This is a genomic window from Kamptonema animale CS-326, from assembly GCF_028330895.1.
GTDB classification, from domain to species: domain Bacteria; phylum Cyanobacteriota; class Cyanobacteriia; order Cyanobacteriales; family Microcoleaceae; genus Kamptonema; species Kamptonema formosum.
Map to the genome: position 1 here is coordinate 1 of NZ_JAQMUA010000425.1, position 26,329 is coordinate 26,329.

The window sequence follows — 26,329 nt, forward strand, 5'->3', positions numbered from 1 at the left end:
GAGAGGGGGAGGATGGGGAAAATAGGGAAGATAGGGAAGATGGGGAAGATGGGGAAGAGGGGGAAGGTAAGTAGGAGGGATTAGTAATTAGCGATTAGCGATTAGCGATTAGCCATTAGCCATTAGCCATTAGCAATTAGCAATTAGCCATTACCAATTACCAATTACCAATTACCAATTACCAATTACCAATTACCAATTACCAACTAACAAACGCTATCTTCCTCTTTGATTTTGTCTGACCTTCAACAATGTTTCGTTGTAAACTGTTCCCCGGAGGGCATTATTTACAAAATCTTGATCGTGAGGTGCTAAAGTCAAAACTAACTCGTACTCTTGCGTAGCAATTTCATACTCCTCTAGCCCATAGCCGTAGATATAACCCCGGAATAAATGCACCGAGGGGCAATCAGGAAATTTTTCTGCTAACAGGTCAATAATTGCCACTGCTTGTGCATATTCCCCTTGCATATAAGCTCTTTCTGCTTTAATGTAATCGGCTTCTATTTCTTCTTTCATTGTTAATTTCCCTGAAGTTTTGATGCAGTTAACTGAAAATCAACTAAAAAGGTGGGTTGTTCTAAGTAAATCGATTTAATTAAATTAAACGTAAGATAAGAATGTGTAAAAAGCTGGCTGTATAAGCATTCTTCCGTTCGGTTGATGCGGACAGTAAGCTTGTCGAACTGCACAGCTAAGCCGTTATCTTTCGTTACATCTCAACGCCTGAAAATCCCATTCTCTCGTTAGCAGGCACCTTATTTCGCAATTTTGTCCTTAACCTCACTCCATAAGTATACCTTTTGATAGATGAAAGAATGTTTATTTTCATTTTTTAAATCTCCGAGCCTGCCAGCAGTTGACTGGTGCGGCTGAGACTGCTCTGAATCTATATACAGCCAACTTTTGTTTATTCACCTCCACCTGTGGAGACTAACTGAGTTCAAAACTTGTCGATCTATAGCGTGGAAGTTGAAAGGTTAAAATTTACAAGCCTTGGTCTTTAGGGGATTTAGGAAATATGCAAAAATGTTGCGATCGCTCTTTCTGACTGTCTATGCCTCTCAAGTTTGAGAGGTTATGCAGTACAACAGAGCTCGCTCTTTTTGAGAGTCAATATTTCTCAAAGGTAAAATAATCTTGTTCTTTTCCATCGCTTGCCTGTGATTTCTGATGTTCTATCTTTTTATCTGTTTCCTCTCCCAGTTTTTATGCGAAATTGCGAATTATGTTATATTTCTTTACAAATCTGCCAGATTGCTGAGCTTGGCAATTGGTAGAATAATGATGTCTTTTTAACTTTAAATTTCCAGTTTTATCGATCGACTTATTTAACTTAAGTTTGTATCGCAAATTCTTCTGGCGCAATTCCCCAATTTACCCAGGTAATTGCATCTCGTGCTGTTGCCATATCAGGTGGCACTCGCAAAGCGTGAATGTATCCCGTACTCGGACAAGTCATCTTTAACAGATAAATCGGCTCAATATCAATATTTGAATCAATTCTTAACAGAGTGTATTTTTGCCAGCTATCTAATTCTATTGCTTGTAATTCTTGACAGATGCGATCGTAACCAATTCTCTGAATTAGAACTCTTATGACTTCGGGATTCTCCCCTTCTAACAACCATTGAGATTGCCATTTTTCCGGGTGAATAGACCCATATTTTTCAGGTAATCTTACCCCATGATAGGCGTAAACATTGAATCCTTGATAAGCAATCGCTGGCACTCCTTCACCGTGCAATCTACCTTGCTTGTCTAAGCGAATTACCGAGGGTTTGGGAATAGCGACAGCTACATCATTAAATGGCCACCACCAGCCACAATGTTTGGCAGTTTCCCGCAAACCCTTTGCCTTTGAACAGTCAATGCCAATGGCATCAAAGTAGGAATAAAAGGCTAGTGATTCCATAGGCATGACAGCATTCCAGATTGCATACCAGGCTGTATTGCAGTCAGCATTCTTGATATCAGCTTCGAGAGCATCCCAGACAGTATCCGAGACAACACGCCAGACAGCATTCCTGATATCAGGTTTGACAATATTCTTGACAGCAATATTGACAGGAGATCCGACATCAATATTGACATGGATGATAATATCATTCCAGATATCAGCCGTGACATTATCCCTGACATTATCCGCTACAGCACAAGTAGAAGCTATATAATTTATCGCATCTAGGGGATTATCGAACCACAATATTTCTTTAGGCGGCTCCAATTCGGCGCATTCGTAAGCAAGACAAATCGCAGCTTCTGCCTTTTGTTTATCTATCGGCGTTGTATCTAAACAAATTTTTATCCACTCATCTCGAATAATTGGTATGAGTGCAAGTTGTTCTGGAGTAAGTTCTTCAATATATTTAGCAGCCATAACTTTAGTTAATTTGGTAAAAGCCAGATAAAAATATAGACTTATTTGACTTAAGTTTGTACCGCAAATTCTTCTGGTGCAATTCCCCAATTTACCCAGGTAATTGCATCTCGTGCTGTTGCCCTATCAGGCGGCACTCGCAAAGCGTGAATGTATCCCGTACTCGGACAAGTCATCTTTAACAGATAAATCGGCTCTACATCAATATTTGAATCAATTCTTAACAGAGTATATTCTTGCCAGCTATCTAATTCTATAGCTCGTAACTCTTGACAGATGCGATCGTAACCAATTCCTTGAATTAAAACTCGTTTTAGTTCTGCATTATCTTCTTCTAATAACCATTGAGATTGCCATTTTTCGGGGTGAATTGACCCATACTTTTCAGGTAATCTTACCCCATGATAGGCGTAGACATTGAATCCTTTATAAACAACTGCTGGCACTCCTTCACCGTGCAATCTACCGCGATCGTCTAAGCGAATTACTGAAGGTTTGGGAATGGCAACAGCTACATCCTTAAATGCCACCTTAAATGCCCCCCACCAGCCGCAGTGTTTGGCAGTTGCTAACAAACCCTTTACCTTTGAACAGTCAATACCTATGACATCAAAGTAGCCAAAAAAGGCAACCCATTCATCATCCATGATAGACTCCCTACCTTTAGCCCTCTTAAACTCCCTGATAGCATTCCAGACAGCATTTCCAGCAGGATAGAAACCAATATCCTCGACAGCACCTATCACAAAATCCCAGGCAGGTTCCCTAACATCTGAGCTAACATCATCCAGGATAGAATCTCCAACAGCGTCCGTGACAGCACCCCAGACAGCTTCCCAAACACTATCCCTGACACCATACCCACAATCGAAATGATCCTTGAGAGCATAACTCCCGTCATCACCCTTGAAAGCATAACCCCCGTCATCATCCCTCACAGTATAAGTAGAAATTACATAATTGGTCGCATCTAGGGGATTATCGAACCACAATATTTGTTGAGGTGGCTCGACTTCGGCGCACTCGTAAGCAAGGCAAATCGCTGCTTCTGCCTTTTGTTTATCTATCGGCGTTGTATCTAAATAAATTGGTATCCACCCATCTCTAATAATTGGTATAAGGGCAATTTCTTGTGTAGTAAGTTCTTCGATAAATTTATCGGCAATAAATTTAGCTAATCCGGGAAAAACCCGATAAAAAAACAGGTGTACCCACTTACTTATACATCTTACAAACATACTTAAAACTTCATCTTCATCGGCGTTAATTTGCAGTTACAAATCATCGACAAAATTATACTTGTAGGGTGGGCGCTGCCATAATCTATATTCCTGCGAGAAATATAGTTCACAAACAGCGCCACCTTACTATTACTTAACAGCCGACAACTGATAAACCTGTTCAGCAATCTTAGCTAACCGCTGCATTCCAACTTCAATCTCTGCATCAGTAGCCGTCAAACTAATCCGCAAACACTCCTGTTTATGCCGCCAATCTTCCCGCAAACCGGGGAAGAAAGAACTACCAGGAACCACAATCACGCCGACTTGTTTCAACTGCTGATAAAATTCCCAATCAGTAATCGGTAAATCCTTCAACCACAACCATGCAAAAATTGCCCCTTCGCCGCGATGTAAGAACCAAGGCAAATCTTTAGGCATGAATTTGTCGAGGGTGGTTTCTAAAATCTTAAACTTCTTCTGATAGTGCGGGCGAATTACATTCTCAGCAATATTAGCCAGAGCTCCAGATGCGATCGCGCGAGATGCGATCGCCTGTCCATACCTCGGTGAATGAATGCACATATTAGTCTGGAAACATTCTAATACCTGAATCATCCTTTCCTCACCGATCGCAATCCCAATCCGCTCTCCAGGCAAACCCGCCTTAGACAAACTCATACAGTGTATGATATTCCCCCCAAAAATCGGCTTCATCTCCGTAAAATTCAATGCCGGGAAAGGAGGGCCATAGGCAGAATCAATCAACACCGGCACATTGTAGGGAGCAGCCATTGCCGCAATTTTATCAACTTCATCGTCAGTAAGTACGTTGCCAGTGGGGTTGCAGGGGCGGGAAAATATCACGCAGCCAGTAGTTTCATCAATTACTAATTGACTGAAATCCGGGCGGTATTTGAAGCGGTGAGCCTTTGCGTCAATATCCAAAGTCGGCTTGTAAGCGACAACTGCCTCTGGCACTAAGCTAACGCCACCATAACCAGTGTAATCGGGGCTCAGGGGTAAAACGATGTGTTTGAGTTCACCCTCCCTAGCCCCCCCTTGGTAAGGGGAGGTTGGGGGGGGTGCAGTGTAGCCACCAAAGGCGTTGGCGGCGTAGAAATAGATCGATTGGCTACCGGGAGTGATTAAGATGTTGCGATCGCTCAATCTTAAGCCGTAGCGATCGTTAAAATCCTCAAGCACAGCATCGATAAACGGCTGATAGCCTTGGCTGGAACCGTAGCGACAAACCACCTCGCCGTATTCGGAACTAGCCAGCAGATCCGCCGTGCAATCCCGCCATAATTGCTCAACTTCCGGCAAAATTACCGGATTTCCCGCGCTTAAATTGATAAACTCCTGCCCTTGGCCTGCTCTAAGGGTTTCAATAATGTCTTTCATAATCGCTCTAACGCCCGTGAGGTTGGACATCTGAGCACCAAATTTAGTGAGGGCAGGGTTCATAGGTAATGCTGGGAATGAAATAGAGGTTAATACTTTAATTTATCTTAGACTTATGCAGAAGAGATCCGCCGCCTACCTCAAAAAGCGGCTTTTGAGATCCTTTCAGGGGTAGGCTTTGATAATTTAAGCGGTAGAAAGCTTTGTCTGGGAGGGTCAAGCATCGAAGACAAACTCACCAAAGGGCAAAAGCTACCCTCAAAGTAAAGCAACTACGATCGCGATCGAACCCCGCCAAAAACAACTCGATTGATGGCGCGTTGTTGGGTTTGGTTTAGCTGCTAGTAAGCCTTTTGGATAAATTATTACTGGCGCTGGGAATAAAATTACTTTCCATAGCTGCGATCGCAGATAGTCTGTTTCCCCTCATAGACAGATGAACCAAACCTGAACTTAACATCATCATTGGAGCATGGGATTAACTTCTTATTGTGCAGCTTTCTTTTGCTGTTGCTCCATTGAGGTAGTTTTCTATGAACTCAACATCAGATTTTCAGTATTTTCAGGGGAATTCATTTTCCGATCTCTTTGGTCAAGACATCAGAGATGCACGTTATGCCTTCCTTCTAAATTATCCAGCTACTGCTAGTTGGGCAGCTTACCCTAATAGGAAAAAATACTTTATTCAAGATGGTAGTAGTGAGGCTACCAAAACTTCCTTCGACAAGATTTGCCAAAAAGAACCTTGGAAAAATCTAGCTGTGCTAGGCGATGGGATTCCAGGGGTTGTCATCACTCAACCGCCCAATTCGCTAATTGACTACTGGCAAGATCATTTCGGCTTTAGCTACTCGAATATAGAGATGATAGACTGCTCCACTTATCTCGACGATCTCAGCCAGAGTTCGCATTTTGACAAACTTATTACTCTATTTCCTTTTGATAATCTTAAACCTGAAAAACACGCCCTTAATCCAGATAGCCACTACCACTTGCTCAGCAAAGCAACGCTAGCACAACTGGGGGTACAATGCCCAAAATACGAGAGCTACAATCTGCTCGAAGTTAGTCTTAGCGACATTAAGTTACCACAGAAATTTCCATACTTGATCAAAACTTCGCACGGACTTTCAGGAGAAGGCACTTATATCATCAAAAGCGCCAGCGATCTAAACTACTGCTTGAACGAAATCAGGAAATATCTCGATATTAAGTTACTGGATACCATTATTGTCTCCGAGTTCGTCAAGAATACTGTGGAAAACTATTGCGTACAGTTCTATGTTAACAAGGCGGGAGAAATAACACTGATCGGCACTACGGGTCAACTTGTCACCCCAGAAGGCAACTATTTAGGAGGAGTAATTCACTACCGCCAGACCGATATGAGCAGATTTTTTGATATGATTGCTGCTGTGGGTGGATACGCTCATCAACACGGTTATTTCGGAGCGATCGGCTTCGACGTGCTGGAAGATAAATACGGACAATTATATGCGATCGATGCTAATTTCCGAGTTAATGGCTCGACACCCCTCTGCTTGCAGCGCCATACTCTACTAGGACTAGGAAAAGAGGTAGCTAAATATTCTAGCGACTACCGCATGGATGGGGCATTAGACTCGATTCTAGTCACCTTAAAACCCGAACTCGATCGCAAGGATTTTATCATTTTGTCAGCTCTAGAAAAGGTCAAATACGGAAAAATTTACACCGAAATTTACGGGATAGTTACTGGAGAGACGAGTAAGGATATGGAGCAGATAGAAAACAACTTAAAGCATAAGGGATTGCAGTTACAATAGGCAGGAGACAGGAGGCAGAAGGCAGGAGGTAGAAAGCAGGAAGTCAATCTTCTGAAGTTAACTCAACGATGCAGATTGTCTCAATAATTTCTAGAAATGGGATTAGCAATCTCTGAGCAAAATTGCTTGCAAATGCTTATTTCAGGGTCATAAATTACACCAATTAACTAAATCTGCACTGCGTATCAGCAGTGCAGATTTAAAGATTTAAACAAGCATTAAGAAGTCACTCTGCTATTGCAAATCGGAGCTACGGGTATTCGCTCCCATGCAATCTCTCAAACCAATTAACGTCGAACTTACTTAGAGAAATTTCTGCTAGCTGGTGTTGTATCATCGTCCTTTAAAGCGCTAGCGCTCCTCTTAGCAGTATCTGGGTAGATGGAACCGAATTCTTTTAAGGCTTGTCCTGACTCTTCGGCAATATTTTTCAACCGTTCCCCAGGAGCATCTTCTGTTTCGCGAGCTTCTTTAAACCACTCATTTGTGGTTTTAGGTCTTACGGAGTCAATCTCATGTAATTTGTCGCGACCTTCATTGTTTGAGGCTATGTGATTGCGTCCATAATCAACATTTGTTGTCAGCAGTATAAAACCGACTAGGGCAACAGCAAAAAACCGCTTTACCTGAAATACATTAAGTAGAGAACTGATGCCAGCGATTGCACTAGAAACCAAATTTGTCATGACTATACTCCACGAGTTAATTCTTGAATTTTTTGAACTTTTGGCATATCCTTAGCTCTATCCAAACTTAGCTACTGTATTTTCAGCCGAACTTAGCTTTAACCTGTAACTAGCCTGATGAATAGAGCGATAGATTGGCGACGATATGTGTAAAAAACCAACCTATTTTTAAGCCATTAGCTTTTTTGAGTTCAAATATAACAATAACGGCAGCAAACATGATTCTTCCTCTAACAGAAGTCATAGCTTGGTGATGAAAAAGATTGTTTTTTCACAGGCTATTGTATAGCTGGAAACCATAAATTACTTCTTATGACAGAGGTTAGGGGCTACGATGGCAGGAAAGAAGGGGAAGAAGGGAATAGAATCTGCGATCGCCTCTACAGGGAGCGGTTTCTGAGTGCTAAACTGGCAATTTGACAAAAATTGTAATAAAATGCAACAAAGTGTGCTATAATTATTAATGTGTCAAAATGTAATGCCCCGTATATGCTGGAGCCTTTGAGCCCTGAACAACCATGTCAGCCTCTTTATCCCAAGCCGTCTTACTTGTAGACGGCTATAACATGATTGGACTTTGGCCGCGCCTTAGTGACAAGCGCGATCGCGATGGTTTGGAGACGGCAAGGCGGCATTTGATCGAGGAATTAGTTAACTACAGCGCTTTTCTGGGTTTAGACGCAAGATTGGTATTCGACGCTTACTATCAAGACACTCCCTGCGTTAAAGAAATTATTACTAAAAATTTATCAGTCTACTACACTGAATTTGGTCAGACAGCAGATACTTATATTGAAAAATCCTGTGCAGTCCTCCGCTACGAGTTGCGATCGCTTAAGCGGCGGCTAATAGTAGCTACCTCAGACAGAGCTCAGCAATTGACAGTCGTCGGCTATGGTGCCGAATGGATGTCCGCCCTGCAACTCGCCCGCGATGTCGAATCTACCTGTCGCCAGCGCGAAGGTAGGCATAACCCCCGCAAACACTCCTCTAGCCGTTTTCTTGCGAGTTCTCTCAATGCTGAATCCCAAAAGCGCCTGGCCCAATTAAGAATGGGACTGGATTAATTAAAAATTAAAAATTAAAAATTAAAAATTAAAAATTAAAAATTATTTTAAATCTTCTAGCACTCATTGAAAATTGAAATTAAAAATGGTTGAAATCCTTGCTGAGCAAAAGCTATAGGTAGAAAGCTGGTTATGTTTAAATGGGGGGAGCTTAGGGATAAACTCAGTTTTAGGGGCAGTAAAAAAAAGTTTGTAAAAGGCCTTGCCAAATCCAATTTTTATCGCTACTATTAGTAAATGTGGCTAGTAAAAAGGCTGCGATCCTCGGTAGCTCAGTGGCAGAGCGGTCGGCTGTAATGAACACCAGCAACGGAGAAATCCAAAAGCTGAGATGACATAGCAGCTTTATCCGGTAACGGATACTGAAAAATCGGGTGAATTCAAGGAAGCCGCAGCACTTCGGGTGGCGGTAATCTTGAGCCAAGTCTGGCGAAAGGCAGTGGTTTCCACAGGTAGCCAGAAAGGTGCAGAGACTAGAGATGAGGAGCCTATCCAATAAATCTCACAGCGCCCGACATCCCGGAACGGGGATGATGAAATAGTCCACGCCTTACGGAAACGTTGGGATAAGTGTAACCGATTGGTCGTAGGTTCAAATCCTACCCGGGGAGTTAAAAAAAGCCGGAAGTTAGAAATTTCTAACTTCCGGCTTTTTTGCTAAATTTCTTCCTTCTTCCTTCTCTCCTAGATAACTAAATTTTTCTTCCTTCTTCCTTCTTTCTTCTTCCTTCTTCCTTCTTGCTTCTTCCTTCTTCTTAATCTTGACTATCCTGCGAAATCGGCGTTTCCCCAGTGCCATTATTCGCCCCATCTAACTCAACCTTATGCCCATTTACCTGATTTTGCAATAACTGCAACAGCATCGCTTCCAACTGCGATGATATTTCAACTTGCAGATTACCCGTGCGAATATTCAAATCCCGCTGCGGGAAAGGAATCTCAATCTTATGCTGCCGCAAATTTGCCTCTATGCGGTAATACAAATCGCTTTGAATTAAGAATTGCTTACTCGGCTGCGCCGTCCAAACTCGCAATTCAAAATTTAGGGCGCTATCACCAAATCCCTTAAACAAAACTTGGGGAGGTGGAACTGAAAGCACGTCAGGATGACCAGTTCCCGCTTCCAATAAAGCGGTTTTTACTGCATTAACATCAGAATTATAAGATACTCCAATTGGCAGTCGTACTCCCGAAACGGGATTGTCATGATTCCAGTTAATTAACTCCTTTTCCAAAAAGCGGGAATTGGGGACAATAATTGAAACTCTATCCAAGTTTCTAATCACTGTACTGCGACCGCCAATTCTTTCTACTATGCCTTTATATTCCCCAACTTCTACAAAATCGCCGATTTGAATTGGACGTTCCAAAATTATCACAAGTCCGCTGCCAAAATTTTTGGCAATATCTTGCAAACCAAACCCAATCCCGACACCGAGAACACTAGCTAAAATAGTTAAGGAACTTAAATCTAGTCCCCAAATTTGTAACAAGACAATAGTGCCGACTGCGATTAAACTATATTTGGTAGTAATCGCGATCGCTTCCTGGGCCCCGCGATTGATTCCTGCTACTTCCAAAATGCGCGATCGCAAAACAGTAGTAGCTGTCTGGGTAACAACTATCAACCCCCACAGAAAACCGCACAGAATCAATAAATCAGTGACAGAGTAAGCCTTTTGACCGACAGTAAAAATCTTAGAAATGAAGCTAGCAATCAGAATATTCGCGATTTGATAACTCCATCTCCGCGTCACTGGAAATAGATTAGTAATGTAAAGCAGCGTAGCTACCCATAAACCGAATCGCGTACTAGCGAGGGTGAGATTGAGCAATAAATCGAAACTGCGCGGCGGATTTGGCTGAGATGGATTGGGCTCTGGAAAGAACATTCGTAACCCCCGGCGCAGGGTACGCGGCCAAAACCAACCTAAAACAATGTGAAGTGCGATCGCACCCATCAAAATCGCGATCGCATTCACCATCGCATCTCGAATATACTTACCGCTACGTTGTTGTTGAGCTTCATTCACCGCTTGCTGAATTTGCGCCGCCCAAGTTCCCGCCTGTTCCCCGGGACTGCTACCTGCTGGTGCATCTAGTTGTGTCACCGTCAACAAGTATCTACCAGATATATCTGGAGGAGAAGAATTTGCTTTTAAATCTTTATTCGAGACAGAAACTAATAATATCGTTGGTAATAGATTGCGTTCTTCTACCTTTACCTGTACAGGTTCAGAAGATGAAACAGCATCTTTTAGTTGCGAATTAATTAAATTCGCCCGTTCCTTAGCTGTAAACTGTCCTGAGCTGCTAACTTGAAAAATTGGCCTCCCATCTAAAATTACTGGCGCTAAGTCAAATTTGGTGCTAACTTGTGCTAATGCTGGAAAAGCCAGGAAAATGCAGGCAAGGGCGAGAATTACCCCAGCGATGCACCTTCCTGAGAAAAGCCTGAATTTACTGCGGTTTTTCTTCTCGATCGCTTTCACCCTGCTAGTACAGCCATTTCCATCACTTTTTGCCTTGAGCATAAGTTCAAATACAAATTACTGCAAGCCACTCTAAAATTTAGTTGAAGAGCGCAGCTTTAACAATTCTTGGGTCGAAGCCAAAAGTTTAACAGTAACAGCCACAATTTCAACTTCCGAATTTAGTATCAACCGCCAACCAACCTTAACTCCAAATAGCGGAGTTTGTACCTTACCGCTTACGTGAATTTCCCGATTCCCATCTTCTAAAGTTTCGATAACAGCCTGTTGTGGTTCTAGTTGCATCCCTTTAGCTTCGGCTTCGAGGTAGAGTGCGATCGCATCTCTGCCCACAATCGGATCTTCAAACGGAGCATAGAGCACACCGTCCGTAGCAAACAAATTAGCTGTACCCTCAAAGTCGCCACAGTTCAAAGTTTCAAAATAGCTATGCACCACGGGATCTAGGGGATTAGTTGTATCACTATCAGCTATCAAAATTGTTTGAGTCATGAAAATTATCGAGAATTTGGTTATTTGAGTTGTACAAGATTTACGTATTCACTACCACCCTCTCTAGGTAGATTACAGGACTTACGCACCTAACCAAAGAAACCGGGTTTCGACTTTCGCTCAACCAGCAGTTTTTTGACGAAAATACTTCGCCCTCACCCACAGATGCTCTCAAAAACCCGGTTTCTGGGACTCCCTGCGTAAGTCCTATAGATTAGCAGTTACAATGCCCAAGATTTTCTCTTGATCAGGTTGTCTGTAGACCTGCCTAAGTGCCGATAAAAAACCTGGTTTCATAGAAGAAACCAGGTGGTTTAAAATATGCTAAAAGTGGAGACTTAAACTCTATAACTCAGAGAAAGTCCTTAGCCTTTTCCTCTACTTAGCCATCAAGTTAAGTAACTCTTGAGGAGAGGCCAGCAAGTCGATCGCCACAAAGAAAATCTTGCCTTGAGGATCTATTAAAAACCGCCAAGCAATGTTCATACCAACACTCGCGCCAAACCAAGGAGTTTGAACTTTTCCTGTCACTTTAATCTGCGTGTAACCATCGACAACCTCAGATACGCCGCGCTCTGGCATCATTTTTAAGCCAACACATTCTTCGCGCATATAGGCCAAAATGGCTTCTTGACCGACGATTGGCTTCTGGAAAGGTGGTTGCAGAGCACCCTTGGGAGCAAATAAATTCACAGCAGCCTCAAAGTCAAAGGCGTTCATGCTGTTAATGTAGCCCAGCACAGTCGGGTTTGTAACTCCCTCGATCGTGACATGAGTCCGCTGCGCCATATCGGTTGGGGGAACAACGGGGTCTGCAACTTTGGTATAACTGCCAGGAGCATTCGGATCGAAGCCCATGTTTACTACAGCATTACGCAGCACAGTGATTTGCTGACCGCCATCGAGTTGTCGAATTGTTTGCAGAACTGCTGAGGCATTTGAAGAAATCTTGTAACCCGATGGGATCGGAGCTACGAGTCCCTGGGCCATCCATTCTCCTAACTGATACCAGAAGCCTAGCTTAATGTTCATGCTGAAGGAAGCATAGGAACGGCTAAGAGGAGTGTCAGCACGGTTAGCCAGATCGCACATGACCTGCGTTTGGGTCAAAGGAGGCATCTGCTTAATTTGGGCTAGCAAACCATCAGCGATGACCATGCTGGCGGCTCCTGGGGCAGCCGGAGTAATGGTGATCCCCATTTCGGTGTAGGCAAACCAGAGTAATGCTAGTTGATCTTCAGCGCTGAGCTGGGCAAACTTGGCGATCGTGTCTGGGACAGCACTGGCAACCTGAGTGTTAGAGAAAATACCCTGAGCGGTCTCAATAGTAAACGGCATATGTAAATAGAGATTTTTGTTGTTAAGTTGCGAATCCAGTATCTGGGCTTCGTGAATCTCTTCTCCTTGTTTACACTATGTAACGATTTATTACATTTTGTCAACATACTTTGCAAATTTAGTGGTTTTAAAATTAAGATTATAAGTTTGCGTTATTTATCTCATCTTAATAATCGCCCCTATCATATAAGCGCTAAAATATCAAGAGATCGTCCCAGAAAAAACTAAAGCCATAACTGGGAAAGATTTCTGAAACCTTGAGAGGCATCCAATGAAATCCCCAATTACCAGCACTCAGATTAAGCAGAAAGCTTTAGAATTGGGATTCCACAAGGTAGGGATAGCGCAGGCAGATGATGCCCCTTATTCAGAGGTAGAGAGGTTGCAGGGGTGGTTGAAGGCTGGATATCAAGCAGATATGGCATGGATGGCTAATCCAAAGCGCCAGGATATTCGTCTAGTGATGCCAGAGGTAGAGTCATTAATATGTATTGCCCTCAATTACTACACTCCTCACCAGCGCCCAGAAGGGCCAGAATATGCGAAAATTTCTCGCTATGGTTGGGGGCGGGATTACCACAAGGTGATGCACAAAAAGCTGAAGGTGTTAACTAACTGGCTGCGATCGCAAGGTGAGGGAATTGAAGCGCGATATTATGCAGATACTGGGCCAGTACAAGATAAAGTTTGGGCCAGTCGGGCCGGTATTGGGTGGATTGCTAAGAATGGCAATGTAATTTCGCGGGAGTATGGTTCTTGGATATTTTTGGGGGAAGTATTAACAAATTTGGAGTTAATGCCTGATACTCCTCACGCCGAACATTGTGGCACTTGTACTCGCTGTATCGATGCTTGTCCTACTGGGGCAATTACTCAGTCTTTTGTGGTGGATGCTAATCGGTGTATTGCTTATCATACGATTGAGAATCGAGATGAGAAGTTGCCTGATGCCATTACTTCTCATTTACAGAATTGGGTTGCAGGTTGTGATATTTGTCAAGATGTTTGCCCTTGGAATCAACGTTTTGCTAAAGAAACGGATATGGTGGAGTTTCAGCCTTATCCTGAAAATATAGCGCCGACTCTTACAGAATTAGCAGAAATATCAGATGATGAATGGAATCGGAGGTTTACTGCTTCGGCTTTACGGCGGATTAAGCCAGAGATGTGGCGGCGAAATGCTAGGTTGAACCAGGAAAGGAATAAAAGTGAATTAAATGATTAGCAATTAGTTAGTTGCTAATGGCTAATGGCTAATGGCTAATTGCTAATTAAAGGTAAGGTGGGTGTTCGCCGACAACCACCTACTGCTATGAGAAACATCGCTTTCTGGCGAGCGCCCACCCTACAAGCCAACAACTATAAGTCAACAACTAACAACTAACAACTAACCAATAACTACTAACAATTAACAATGACTAAAGTAATTATTTTTGATTTTGACGGTACTTTGGCTGATACCTTAAATGCGATTGTGATTATTACTAACCGCTTATCTGTGGAATTTGGTTATAAACCCGCTACCAAAGACGAACTCGCAGAAATTAGAAACTTAAATTCTTGGGAAATTATTAAGCATTCAGGGATTTCTATGTTTAAACTGCCATTTCTAGTGAGAAGAGTAAGAAAAGAGTTGAGAAATGAAATTCAAGAAATTAGATTATTTCCCGGAATTAAAGAAGCTCTACTAGAGTTAAAAAATCAAGGCAATCAACTGGGGATTATTACTTCTAACTCTAAAGAAAATGTTTTAGCATTGATGGAGAGAAACGGGTTGGAAGAAATATTTGATTTTATTTACACTGGAACGACACTATTTGGCAAACACAAAGTAATTAACAATTGGCTAAAGCAAGCTGCTGCGAAGTCAGAAGAGGTTGTTTATGTAGGAGATGAAACGAGGGATATAGAGGCGGCTAAAAAAGCTAAAATTAAAATAATTGCTGTGAGTTGGGGATTCAATGCAAAAGCAGCTTTGGCAGAACATAAACCTGATTTTTTGATCGAACATCCCCATCAATTAATTGAAGTTATAAAAAACTGGTGAGCGGGGATTAATCTGTTTCGCCTCGGTTCAATGCTGTTAACACTGCTTGCTGACTAACATCCTGGTAAACTTTACGCAAATACTCCATAGCTGCATCTATTGAAGAAGCTGATTTGTTACTTTTATCTCCATCAGTTGCTAGAGTTAGAGGCCCTAAAATATCTAAAACTGTTTCACTGGTTGGCGGCGGTACTATTACTACTAGAGATGATTCTAGCTTTTGGTTATATTCCCAAAATTGGTAAACTTTTGGTAATTGGTAATTGGTAAGTGGTAATTGGTAATTAGTAATCGGGGAATTTTCCTCTGATTCAACTTTAGCAATGCTTTCCTCTCCTTTTCCTCGCAGTTGTCGCAGTTTTGTCAAAATTTGTTCTTTGGTTCGTCCTCGGAGTTGAAAAAGTACAAAGGGGTCTTCGCTGAATCGTTCTCCTAACAAGTAGTAAACTGCACTAATGTGTTTACAAGGATTAGCTTTATCGGGACAACTACATTGGGAATGAACATCAGACAAGTTAAAGGGAAATAGTCTCTTACCAGCAACGGCAAAGACATCTTCAATATTTTGGGGCATTTCTCCTGCTAATAGTTTAGCAGAAAAAACTGCTCTTTGAGCCATATTTTCAGTCACATAACCCCAATCTTCATCGCTGAAAGTATCTAGCCAAAGAGAAATTTGATATGGTTCTGGTTCTGTGCCTCTAACTTGGGCAATTACCTTTTGACCTTGAAACTCGATGCTGAGGACGTTACCCTCTCTTGCATACTTCCAGCCTCGTTCTAAGCGCTTTTTAAAACGATAGGAATTGATCAAATCAAGCCATTGTTCTGTCCACCATTGTTTGTCGCTCATAAGTATTTATATTTTAGGATTTTAGGTTTTAAATTGAAGTTTAGTAGATCAGATTTGACTACCACATCTTAAAGCACAGGTTATTCTTCTTCCTCAAGGATAGCATTGCGGTCTAGTATTAGTAAATTACGTAATTGGTCTGTATCAAGTTCTGTGAGCCAATTTTCGCCACCGCCAACTACTTGCTCTGCTAGAGCTTTTTTACTTTCTATCATGTCATGAATTTTCTCTTCTAAAGTACCTGTGCAAACAAATTTATGTACTTGCACATTGCGCGTTTGACCGATACGAAAAACGCGGTCTGTTGCCTGATTTTCTACTGCTGGGTTCCACCATCTGTCATAGTGGAAAACGTGGGTAGCTCGCGTTAAGTTCAGACCAGTACCGCCCGCTTTTAAGGATAAAATCATAATCGGTGGCCCTTGAGGGTCATGCTGGAAACGGTCGATCATTTCTTCTCGTTGCTGTTGGCGAGTGCCACCATATAGGAATAATATTTCTCGACCAAACTGTTTCTCTAAATGGGCTTTGAGTAGATGTCCCCATTCGGCAAATTGGGTAAAGATTAAGGCACGGTCTTCTGCTGATAAAACCTCTTCTAACATCTCATCAAGTCGCTGTAACTTTCCTGATTCTTGAGAGTTAATTTCTAATTTTTTACTCTTCCCTTCTTCCTTCGATAAGATTGGATAGTTACAGATTTGCTTGAGCTTAACTAGCAAGGCAAGTATCATTCCTCGCCGCTGGATGCCGTCAGCAGATTCAATGGCTGCTAATGACTCTTCAACAACTTTTTGATAAATATTAGCTTGGTCAAGCGACAGAGGACAAAATACTGTCATTTCTTGTTTTTCTGGCAAGTCTTGGATAATGGTTTTGTCCGTTTTAAGGCGACGCAAAATAAAAGGTTGAACGAGGGAGCGTAAAGTCTGTAAAGAGTCTTTATCCCCATATTTCTCAATCGGTATTGCAAATCGTCTCTGGAAGAAATTACGCTGGCCTAAATAACCAGGATTAAGAAACTCTAAGATTGACCACAATTCTTGCAGTCTATTCTCTACTGGTGTACCCGTTAGAGCAATTTTAAATGAAGCTTCTATCTGTCGCACTGCTTGCGATTGTTTTGCCTCTGAGTTCTTAATGTTTTGAGCTTCATCTAAGACTACACCTTGCCATTTAATGCTCTGAAGTTCTTTCGCATCTCGGTAAACTAGCGGATAGCTGGTAATTATCAAATCCTTGCCTTTAATTGCAGTAGCAAAGGCTTTACCTTTAGGTCGTTTGTTGCCGTAATGTTGTAAAACTTTCAGGCTGGGGCCGAATTTCTTGACTTCGCGCTCCCAGTTACCTAATACTGATGTCGGGCAAACCAGTAAGGTTGGACTTTCTAGTAATTCTTGTTCTTGCAGGTGCAGCAGAAAAGCGATGAGTTCTGCGGTTTTTCCCATCCCCATATCGTCCGCTAAACAAGCCCCCAATCCCCATTTTTCTAAGAAAGATAACCAGCCGACTCCTCGTGCTTGATATGGCCGCAATTCTCCCTGAAAACTCTTAGGATTGATGGCATTTACTGATTCATTGTTACTGAGAGTATTAAGTAATTCCTGAAGTTGACCTGTGGCTTCAAAGTTAACTACTGGTAGTTTTTCTATTGTCTGAGTGTCGCCGGAAGCTAAACGCAAAGCATCTTCTAAAGAAAGTGTCATTTGATCTTTGCGACTGGCAAAAAAAGCTTGAGCAGCTTTGACATCGGGAGTTCGTAATTCTACCCACTCGCCGTTTATTTCTACTAAAGGCGAATTAAGAGCGATTAGTCTGTCAAATTCTGCTTTGGAAACTTGTTGTCCGCCGATTGTTAATTTCCATTTGAAATTTAGTAGGCTTTGCAAACCGATCCGATTATCCTCTTTTTTTAAAGGAGATATGGCAGTTTCTGCTTGAATACTTAGTCCTAAACGACTTGCCCATCCTTCCCTATTCGTTAAACTCGGCGGCAAAATTACACCTAATCCAGTGTCAGTAAATCGCCACGCAAATGACTTGATAAATTCGTAAGCTTGCAGCGGGTTAAGGTGACAATACTGAGGGCTTTGCTGTTGCAAGGTGGGCTCGATTAAGGGATAAAGTTTCGAGGCTAAACCCAAGCCACTGAGGAGGTTTTCTTGGGGAAATTCTAATGTCCTTCCTCGATAATTTAAACGCTCTACTGGGTGATTCCAGATAGTTGTTGCATCTACTAAAAATTCTGGATCATCTGCTGCTTGCAGACAGTAATTTAAAGTCCAGTCTCTTTTGCCTGATGAGGGTGGAATTAGGTGAAAACCAGTGCGAAATTGATTTTGTTCTGCGAGGGCTAAAAGTGGGGATTTCCAAGCGGCGATCGCATTTTCTAAACGTTCTAAGTTATCTGGTTCTAATTCTACAATATTGGACTCTTGTTTTAAAGCTTTTAGCCACTCACGGACAGGGTTATTCGCTCCAATTTCTAAATTTTGATTGCCGACTATTCGCACTTGAGTATCAATGATTCTGCTCAAAAATTCCTTTAGCAATTCTTCAGGCGTTGGTGGCAAATCTATTGATTTTGGTAATGGGGAATGGGTAATTGGTAATTGGTTAATTTCTTCTTGGTTGTCGCTTCTGCCTTCTGCCTTTTGATAAGTACGGCAAGCAGTTGGCATTTGTTTGGCAAAAGTTGCAAGGCGAATTCGATCTGTTTCGCTGTCGAGTAAGGGCTGCCAAATTGCTATTTTAGAACCGTTTAAGCTTTCTAATGCTGGTAAGAATTTACCTCTAGCTAGTAAATCTAAACTCCACCTACTGACGTGCGACCAAAAACGTAAGTCTGAGCCGACAAAAGATTCTGCATCTGCACCGAGGGGGAGTGCTTGTAAGAAGGTAAATGCTTCTAGGGGGTGAAGATAGAATCCTTCTATTTGCCAGGGGTAAAGGTACTGCGATTCTGTTTCTGTATTTTCTAAAGATGTGGTTGCGGAATGCAGGGGGATGAGATTTTCAGTGGATGCTAATATCTGGGTGGGGAGTGCGATCGCGCGATTTTCCCACCGATTTGATAATTTTGAGGTGGTAATTTCTGGGTCTTTAATTTTCTGGGATGTCTTCGACTTACCTTTTTTTTGCTTTTGGGTTTCCGGGTTATTTTTTTGTTGCTTTTCGTCGATTTCTGGTAAGAGCCAATTAAGTTTTTTTGACTGCTGTAACGATATTAAGAAATTATTTAATTCTGCTTCTCCCATTGTATATGGATTGTGCAGATATTCGCTGGTTTCAGGGGTAGAGCTTGCGGTAATTCTCCGCCAAGTTTCTCCCCAAATAAATAAATAACCGCCGCGCTCTAGTAGCCAAGTACCGTGTAAAATTGCCATTTATTTTATCCTTATACTCTCCGATTATTTGGAAGAGCTATCTATATTTAGTGCTATTGATTCAATTATTGTAAGTAGTAAGCTCATAATATCATCTTAGGACTTACGCACCGATCGCGTAGCGCCGCCCAGAGAGCGGTGTTACGGCATTAACTTTTAATTTTTAATTTTTAATTTTTAACTTTTAATTTCCTGCGGCGTTACGGTATTAATTTTTAATTTTTAATTTTTAATTTTTAATTCCCTCTCGCACTCTAGCTGTTCTAATGTTACGATTGCCACAGAGAAAGAACTGTGGTAGATAAGGAAAGACGACTACATGGTAGATATAGACAGGTCAATATCCTTTGATGGACGGGATATTAGGCTGAAAATTGGCTTACTAGCACCGCAGGCAGGAGGTGCTGTTTTGATCCAGTCAGGAGACACCTCGGTTTTAGTCACTGCTACCCGCGCACAGGGTAGAGAAGGGATTGATTTCTTGCCGCTGCTGGTGGATTACGAAGAGAGATTATATGCCGGTGGTAAAATTCCGGGTGGTTTCTTGCGGCGGGAAGGCCGTCCGCCAGAAAAAGTAACTCTCACGGGTCGTTTAATTGACCGTCCGCTGCGGCCGCTGTTTCCTAGCTGGTTGCGGGACGATATTCAGGTTGTCGCTACGACGCTTTCGATGGATGAGGAAGTGCCGCCGGATGTGCTGGCGGTGACGGGGGCTTCAGTGGCGGTGCTGCTGGCAAAGATGCCGTTTTACGGTCCGATGGCGGCAGTGCGAGTGGGTTTGGTGGGTGATGATTTTATTATCAACCCAACCTATAAGGAGATTAAGACGGGTGAATTGGATCTGGTGGTAGCAGGCTCCCCCGACGGGGTGATCATGGTGGAAGCGGGAGCTAACCAGTTACCAGAGCGGGATATTATTGAGGCCATTGATTTTGGTTACGAGGCTGCGTCTGATTTGATTCAGGCTCAGCGGGAAATCATGGCAGAGTTGGGGATTGAGTTGATACGGGAGGAGAGGCCGGAAACAGACCCGACGCTGGAGAATTTTATCCGCGATCGCGCCGAAGCTCCGATCAAACAAATTCTATCTCAATTTGAGTTAGATAAAAAAGCTCGCGATACCGCCTTAGATGAGGTGAAGGCAGCAGCGGTGGTAGCTGCGATCGCAGAACTTGCCGAAGACGATCCCGTGCGCGTAGCAGCGGGTGTTGATAGCAAAGCGATCGCTAATGTGTTCAAAGATGTCACCAAAAAGCTGATGCGCCGCCAAATCGTCGAAGACGGCGTGCGCGTGGACGGCCGCAAGCTAGACGAAGTGCGCCCAGTGTCCTGTCGCGTCGGCGTATTGCCCTCACGAGTTCACGGGAGTTCGCTGTTTAATCGCGGCTTAACTCAAGTGATGTCTGCTGTCACTCTCGGAACTCCGGGAGATGCCCAAGACTTGGGAGATGACTTACACCCCCAAGACGAAAAGCGCTATTTGCATCACTATAACTTCCCCCCTTACTCTGTCGGAGAAACCAGACCGATGCGATCGCCCGGACGACGGGAAATCGGTCACGGAGCCCTAGCAGAACGGGCAATCCTCCCCGTATTGCCTCCGCAAGCAGATTTCCCTTATGTAATTCGGGTAGTTTCAGAAGTCCTTTCCTCCAACGGTTCCACCTCAATGGGTTCCGTTTGCGCCTCGACGCTAGCATTAATGGACGCAGGCGTTCCCCTGATCCAACCTGTAAGCGGGGCGGCGATGGGATTAATTAAAGAAGGCGATGAAGTCCGCATCCTCACAGACATTCAGGGAATCGAAGACTTCTTAGGCGACATGGACTTTAAAGTAGCGGGTACCGATACCGGGATTACAGCTTTACAGATGGACATGAAAATATCTGGTTTACCCTTACAGGTAATCGCAGAAGCCATCCACAAAGCCAAACCCGCGCGGCTGCACATTTTAGAGAAAATGCTCTCTACGATTGACAAACCGCGCACAACGATGTCACCCTTCGCGCCTCGCCTGCTGACGCTGAAGATTGAACCCGAATTCATCGGTTTAGTTATCGGCCCAGGTGGCAAAACCATTAAAGCCATCACCGAAGAAACTGGCGTAAAAATTGACATTGACGACGACGGCACTGTAACGATCGCAGGTAACGATAGTGAAAGAGCCGCTCGCGCCTACAATATTATCCAAGGCATGACGCGCAAGCTAAATGCTGGAGATGTCTACGTTGGTCGCGTCACCAGGATTATTCCGATCGGTGCTTTTGTCGAGATTTTACCTGGAAAAGAGGGAATGATTCATATTTCCCAATTAGCGGATTACCGCGTAGGTAAAGTCGAAGATGAGTTAGCTGTTGCCGATGAAGTGATCGTGAAAGTGCGGGAGATTGACAACAAAGGCCGGATTAATTTAACGCGCTTGAACATTCACCCAGATGAAGCCGCCGCCGCCCGCGAGCGATAAATAAATAACTGATTGGTGATTGTAGGGTGGGCGCTAATTCTAATATTAATCATGTTGTTAATATAGATTGTGGTAGCGTTGACCCTACAAAATTAACTAAGGTTTTTTTTATCGCTATTTTAATGTATGACAGAAAATCCAATCATCTCAGATAATAGCGAACTATTTCAATACATGAAGCAGCTTGATGGGCTGCGGGCTATAGCTATCATTACAGTGCTTTATAGTCATTATTCACCCAAGGCTTATTATTTATTTAATATTGATTGGGGAGCTTACGGAGTTAGGCTATTTTTTGTTTTAAGTGGCTTTCTAATTACTGGCATTCTTTTGAAGTGTAGACAAGATATTGAATCTGAAAAGCAAAAGCCATTAATCAGCCTTCGCCAGTTTTACATCCGCCGTTTTTTGCGAATTTTCCCCCTTTATTATCTGACTTTAGCTGTAGGTTTTATAATCAATGTTCCTCACCTGCGAGAATCAATTGTTTGGCATCTTGCTTATCTTTCAAATATTTATTTTGGCATTCATAACAATTGGTTTCTGTTTATTGCCCATTTTTGGTCTCTAGCAGTAGAAGAGCAGTTTTACATCTTCTGGCCTTGGCTAGTTATCTTCTTACCGAAAAGATTGCTCTTACCTGCCATATTAATATTGATTTTGGCTGGCCCGATCTTCAGGTTGTATGCGCTAATATTTGATTTTAATTTAGTTGTTATTAAATCCTCCACACCAGCAGTTATAGACACTCTTGGATTCGGATCACTATTGGCTTATTTAAATTATCGCGAAAAGACATCGAGTTCATTTCCTTACTTCCCAAATAGAAATAAAAATCCCAACTCATCACTCTCCAATATAGGCAAAATCTATCTAATAATTGGCCTGTCGCTCCTGATATTCGTTTTAATTTTAAAACGCTTTCAAGACAATCAATTTATATATTTTATCTTTAGAGATACAGCATTAGGATTAATCTTTACTTGGTTAGTCGCTGGAGCCGCAAACGGTTTCAAAAGAAGGTTCGGTAAATTTTTGGAATTTCCGCTGATTATCTATTTAGGAAAAATTAGTTATGGAGTGTACGTCATCCACTATTTTATACTTCATCTAGTATCAAGATTATTAAATAAGATATTGCCATACAAATTCTGGAATGATAGTTATACTTGGTTAGTTGTAGGAGTTATTTCAACTATAATTACCATTGGCTTAGCTATGATATCATGGAAATATTTTGAAAAGCCAATCAACGATCTGAAGAGATACTTTCCCTACAATCCAATAAAATCTACTAATATCTAGTTTTATCCATGAGGGTTTATGTTAATAATAAAACATCTGTGGGAGTTAATTTTATTTCTGACTATTTTAGTAGGGCCACTACCTTTATCTTTATCATTTGCACTGCACAATCAAAAAGAAAAGGATAACTCTTCCTCTGCCCATTTTTGGCTGGTAATATTAACGGTATCGAGTATTATAGAAATCAGTCTTGGTTTGATTTTAGGCACTTTTGAGAAGTTAACACTTAACACGGTCATTTTTTCGGAAATATTCATATTTATCATTGGTTTTAGTTTAATTATAGCCAGAAGATATAGTTTTTCAGTTGTGCTTCAAAAGCTACCGAAGCTCAAGCAACCACTGAATAGAATTGAACTACTAATTATTAGTTCTGCTGCTGCTGTGGCGCTTGTGCTCTTGTTGATAATAGCAACAAAGCCAATCACTAACTACGATTCTTTATGGTTTCACTTACCCGCCATCTCTCGCTGGTACCAAACAGGTGCTTTAACTTTATTAGACCCAACAGGAAATTGGATGTTCGATCACCAAGATGCCATAGTTTACCCTTATAATTGGCACATTTTAAACTTGCTATGCGTCCTCCCTTTTGGTGAAGATTTCCTAGTAACTTTTCCTCAGCTAATTGCTTGGATAATCCAGGGAATTTCCGTCTATCTTTTGAGCATTTATTTTGGTGCAAGTCGCCTCAATAGCATGGCAGCTTCATCTTTATTGTTGACCGTGCCGATGGTGATTAACCAGGTTAATACTATTCATATAGATTTACCATTGTCTGCATTATTTACTGTAAGTCTATATTTTGGCTTGTCTTATTATAGCCGCAGAATTATATCTGATTTTGCTCTATTTTTGGCTGCCTTGGGACTGTTTGCAGGGATTAAAATCACCGCCATTATTTATGGGGCTTTTATTTTGGGGGGATTGGCAATATTAGAACTTAGAAAAATCTGGTTAAGACCCAAAAATACACAATTTAATTTTCAGCTAAAATCACCCCTACTATTCTTAGGAATAGCCCTGTTATTATTTTTAGGAGGATTTTGGTATGTGCGAAACATTCTGCACATCAATCATCCAATTCCTAATTTGACTGTACTTTCGCCAAGTCGGCCTGTATCTCCACCGCCGAAAAATTTAGAACCACCCGAGTATTTGAAGATTTGGAAAAGCACTTTATTGAATCAATTTGACATCACAAAAATATCTAATTGGCAAATTTTTGTCTCCCAAATAATTGCTAGATTGCAGTTGCCATTCATCGCCATGTCATGCCAAATATTAGCATTGCTAGTTTTTACCAGCTTTAAGAAGCGCCTATCTCCCATAAATGAAAAATTGGTTACTTTAATTATTTTACTTTTTGGCACAGGTTTTTTATATTTTATTACACCATTTAGTTCTGGTACTGGAGGCGAAATAGTTGGTCAGCTAGGCCCTTTGTTAGGATTTAATCTAAGATATGGATTTCCCTTTTTAAGCACGATTGCTGTCACCGCAGCCGTGAGTGCCACCTTAGTCAGAACTAGAGATAAATTAATTGTATCGACTGTTTTAATTAGCAGTATTGTAGGTATTTTTAGCAGTGAGATTTTTGATGCTATCAAGAATGCCTCTTTTACGGGAAATAGTATAATTTGGGGTAGTAAACTGATTGACCAGTTTAAATATTCTCCGATAGAAGCTAGTAAGACAGTCATCACCATACTGGGGCCTAACCTGATTGATATATGTCGATATGTAGGAATTTATTTAATTTATTTATTGTTTATTTATCTCCTGACTTGGCAATTATCTCAGGGTGGATTTCTGACAACACTATTGCCTCGCCTTCAGCGTTTAAGTCAGACAATTGTGATTTGTAGTTGTATAGTGTTAATAGCTAGTACAACTTGGGTGTGGCGAGAAAACCGAGAGGTGAATCGGACTGAAATTTATCAAGGGATGTATGATTATATTGAAAAAAATACACTTCCTGGTGAAAAAATTGGATTCTTTTTAAGTCACCGCAGTTACCTTTTGTACGGAAAAAACCTAAATCGGCAAGTTTTATATATTCCTTTTAGAGAGAAAACTGCCCAGGGTACTAAATGGGCTGATAATTTGCGGCAAAATGGAGTTAAAATAGTTGCACTAGGGCCGTTGACTTCCCTTGATGAAAATACGAAGAAAACCGTATCTTGGTTAACAAGTGATGATGGGTATTTGGAGTCTGTTTGGGGTGAAAATGTTAATCAGAAGTCGGTGTTGTATCGATTGAGAAGTAAATAGTTGTTAATTTTTGTAAAGAACACTGTCCTCTGGTCGGTAACTCCTTGGGGGTTACTTAACTAAGAATTAAGGGTTTCCAGCGGGAAAATGCTACTTACCAGAAGCTATGTAACTCATTGCGGGTTACTTAACTAAGAATCAAGGGGGTATTTGAGGCGGATTTGGTCGGATTGTTAAATATTAACAACTAACAACTAACAGCTAACAAATAAAATAATGCTCCATCAAGAACAACCTTTATTTTCTGTAATTATTCCTACTTATAACCGTCCCGATCGGTTATGTGTTTGTCTTCAGGCGTTAGTTAAGGTTGATTATCCCCGCGATTATTTTGAGGTAATTGTTGTCGATGATGGTAGTAAAACGCCACTAGAAAATTATGTAATTCCCTTTGAAAAGTGGCTGAATATATCACTGCTAACACAACCAAATTCAGGACCAGCAAAAGCGCGAAATATGGGTGCAATGGCGGCAAAAGGTAAGTTTTTAGTATTTACTGATGATGATTGTATGCCGGCTGCTGATTGGCTGAAAAATTTAGATATTAGAGTTACGGCTATACCCGATTGTTTAGTGGGTGGTAAAACTGTTAACGCATTGCCCGATAATCTTTATTCTACTGCTAGTCAGCAACTCATCGATTATCTTTATAGTTATTATAATGCTAATCCTGAGCAAGCGCGATTTTTTGCTTCCAATAATTTTGCCGTACCAACAGCTTATTTTTACAATATAGGCGGGTTTGATACAACTTTTCCTCTGGCTGCTGGTGAAGACCGGGAATTTTGCGATCGCTTGCTCGATCGAGGCTATAGTATGATCTACGCTCCTGAAGTTGTAGTTTATCATGCTCATGAACTGACGCTGTGTAAATTTTGGTGGCAGCAATTCAATTATGGTCGCGGTGCTTTCCGTTTTCAGCAAATCAGCGCTGAACGTGGTAGTAGGCAAATGCAGCATCCATCATTTTATCTCAAGTTGCTAACTTATCCTTTTTCCCAGGCATCAGGTATAAAAATGCTGTTAATTGCAGGATTATTTATACTTTCGCAAGTGGGAATTGCAGCCGGATTGTTTTGGGAGAAGGGAGATGGGGAGCGAAGGAGCAGGGGAGCA

19 protein-coding genes are annotated in these 26,329 nt (G+C 41.8%); 8 read left to right on the forward strand and 11 right to left on the reverse strand.

Annotated elements, in window-relative coordinates; all coding sequences use genetic code 11:
* Positions 1-216: 216 nt before the first annotated feature.
* The 4 genes from PN499_RS24840 to PN499_RS24855 all read right to left on the reverse strand — a co-directional run bounded on the left by PN499_RS24840 (position 217) and on the right by PN499_RS24855 (position 5,067).
* Positions 217-519: a hypothetical protein gene (locus PN499_RS24840; protein WP_272035574.1), complete on the reverse strand. Its 303-nt coding sequence runs from the start codon at positions 517-519 to the stop codon at positions 217-219.
* Between the two features lie 817 nt (positions 520-1,336).
* The gene (locus PN499_RS24845; RefSeq protein ID WP_272035575.1) at positions 1,337-2,380 is read right to left on the reverse strand and encodes a DUF6745 domain-containing protein; all 1,044 of its coding nucleotides are present in this window, start codon (positions 2,378-2,380) and stop codon (positions 1,337-1,339) included.
* A 50-nt stretch (positions 2,381-2,430) separates the two neighbouring features.
* Positions 2,431-3,618, reverse strand: coding sequence for a DUF6745 domain-containing protein (locus PN499_RS24850; protein ID WP_272035576.1), 1,188 nt, complete (start codon positions 3,616-3,618; stop codon positions 2,431-2,433).
* A gap of 132 nt (positions 3,619-3,750) precedes the next feature.
* Positions 3,751-5,067 (reverse strand): valine--pyruvate transaminase, encoded by a 1,317-nt coding sequence (locus tag PN499_RS24855; protein ID WP_272035578.1) that lies wholly within the window; start codon positions 5,065-5,067, stop codon positions 3,751-3,753.
* 470 nt (positions 5,068-5,537) lie between these two features.
* On the opposite strand from PN499_RS24855, the gene PN499_RS24860 reads away from it, so the two are divergent.
* Positions 5,538-6,809 (forward strand): ATP-grasp domain-containing protein, encoded by a 1,272-nt coding sequence (locus PN499_RS24860; protein WP_272035579.1) that lies wholly within the window; start codon positions 5,538-5,540, stop codon positions 6,807-6,809.
* Positions 6,810-7,108: 299 nt separating this feature from the next.
* On the opposite strand, the gene PN499_RS24865 is transcribed toward PN499_RS24860, so the two are convergent.
* Positions 7,109-7,495: a hypothetical protein gene (locus PN499_RS24865; protein WP_272035581.1), complete on the reverse strand. Its 387-nt coding sequence runs from the start codon at positions 7,493-7,495 to the stop codon at positions 7,109-7,111.
* 518 nt (positions 7,496-8,013) lie between these two features.
* Here PN499_RS24865 and PN499_RS24870 point away from each other — a divergent pair.
* Positions 8,014-8,562: an NYN domain-containing protein gene (locus tag PN499_RS24870; RefSeq protein WP_272035583.1), complete on the forward strand. Its 549-nt coding sequence runs from the start codon at positions 8,014-8,016 to the stop codon at positions 8,560-8,562.
* A 628-nt stretch (positions 8,563-9,190) separates the two neighbouring features.
* Here the strand turns inward: PN499_RS24870 and PN499_RS24875 are convergent.
* From PN499_RS24875 to PN499_RS24890, 4 genes are all read right to left on the reverse strand, one after another.
* The gene (locus PN499_RS24875) at positions 9,191-9,361 is read right to left on the reverse strand and encodes a hypothetical protein (RefSeq protein WP_272035606.1); all 171 of its coding nucleotides are present in this window, start codon (positions 9,359-9,361) and stop codon (positions 9,191-9,193) included.
* Positions 9,318-11,096, reverse strand: coding sequence for a mechanosensitive ion channel family protein (locus PN499_RS24880; protein WP_272035585.1), 1,779 nt, complete (start codon positions 11,094-11,096; stop codon positions 9,318-9,320). Before PN499_RS24880 ends, PN499_RS24875 begins: the two co-directional genes overlap by 44 nt.
* Before the next feature lie 30 nt (positions 11,097-11,126).
* Complete coding sequence (locus PN499_RS24885) at positions 11,127-11,546, reverse strand: nuclear transport factor 2 family protein (RefSeq protein ID WP_272035587.1); 420 nt, start codon at positions 11,544-11,546, stop codon at positions 11,127-11,129.
* Between the two features lie 378 nt (positions 11,547-11,924).
* The gene (locus tag PN499_RS24890; protein ID WP_272035589.1) at positions 11,925-12,884 is read right to left on the reverse strand and encodes an orange carotenoid protein N-terminal domain-containing protein; all 960 of its coding nucleotides are present in this window, start codon (positions 12,882-12,884) and stop codon (positions 11,925-11,927) included.
* 271 nt (positions 12,885-13,155) lie between these two features.
* Here PN499_RS24890 and queG point away from each other — a divergent pair, with 271 nt between their 5' ends.
* The gene (gene queG / locus PN499_RS24895; RefSeq protein ID WP_272035590.1) at positions 13,156-14,109 is read left to right on the forward strand and encodes a tRNA epoxyqueuosine(34) reductase QueG; all 954 of its coding nucleotides are present in this window, start codon (positions 13,156-13,158) and stop codon (positions 14,107-14,109) included.
* A gap of 189 nt (positions 14,110-14,298) precedes the next feature.
* The gene (locus PN499_RS24900) at positions 14,299-14,931 is read left to right on the forward strand and encodes an HAD-IA family hydrolase (RefSeq protein ID WP_272035592.1); all 633 of its coding nucleotides are present in this window, start codon (positions 14,299-14,301) and stop codon (positions 14,929-14,931) included.
* Positions 14,932-14,938: 7 nt separating this feature from the next.
* Here the strand turns inward: PN499_RS24900 and PN499_RS24905 are convergent, their stop codons facing one another.
* Positions 14,939-15,784, reverse strand: coding sequence for an SWIM zinc finger family protein (locus tag PN499_RS24905; RefSeq protein ID WP_272035594.1), 846 nt, complete (start codon positions 15,782-15,784; stop codon positions 14,939-14,941).
* Positions 15,785-15,864: 80 nt separating this feature from the next.
* On the reverse strand, positions 15,865-19,170 hold the full coding sequence (locus PN499_RS24910) for a DEAD/DEAH box helicase (RefSeq protein ID WP_272035596.1): 3,306 nt from the start codon (positions 19,168-19,170) through the stop codon (positions 15,865-15,867).
* 319 nt (positions 19,171-19,489) lie between these two features.
* Here PN499_RS24910 and PN499_RS24915 point away from each other — a divergent pair, with 319 nt between their 5' ends.
* The 4 genes from PN499_RS24915 to PN499_RS24930 all read left to right on the forward strand — a co-directional run.
* Positions 19,490-21,634 (forward strand): polyribonucleotide nucleotidyltransferase, encoded by a 2,145-nt coding sequence (locus tag PN499_RS24915; RefSeq protein ID WP_272035598.1) that lies wholly within the window; start codon positions 19,490-19,492, stop codon positions 21,632-21,634.
* A 126-nt stretch (positions 21,635-21,760) separates the two neighbouring features.
* Complete coding sequence (locus PN499_RS24920; protein ID WP_272035600.1) at positions 21,761-22,939, forward strand: acyltransferase family protein; 1,179 nt, start codon at positions 21,761-21,763, stop codon at positions 22,937-22,939.
* A gap of 18 nt (positions 22,940-22,957) precedes the next feature.
* Entirely contained in the window at positions 22,958-25,213 is a 2,256-nt protein-coding gene (locus PN499_RS24925) for a hypothetical protein (protein WP_272035601.1), read from the forward strand.
* A gap of 216 nt (positions 25,214-25,429) precedes the next feature.
* A partial coding sequence (locus PN499_RS24930) for a glycosyltransferase family 2 protein (protein ID WP_272035604.1) occupies positions 25,430-26,329 on the forward strand: 900 nt, incomplete at its 3' end.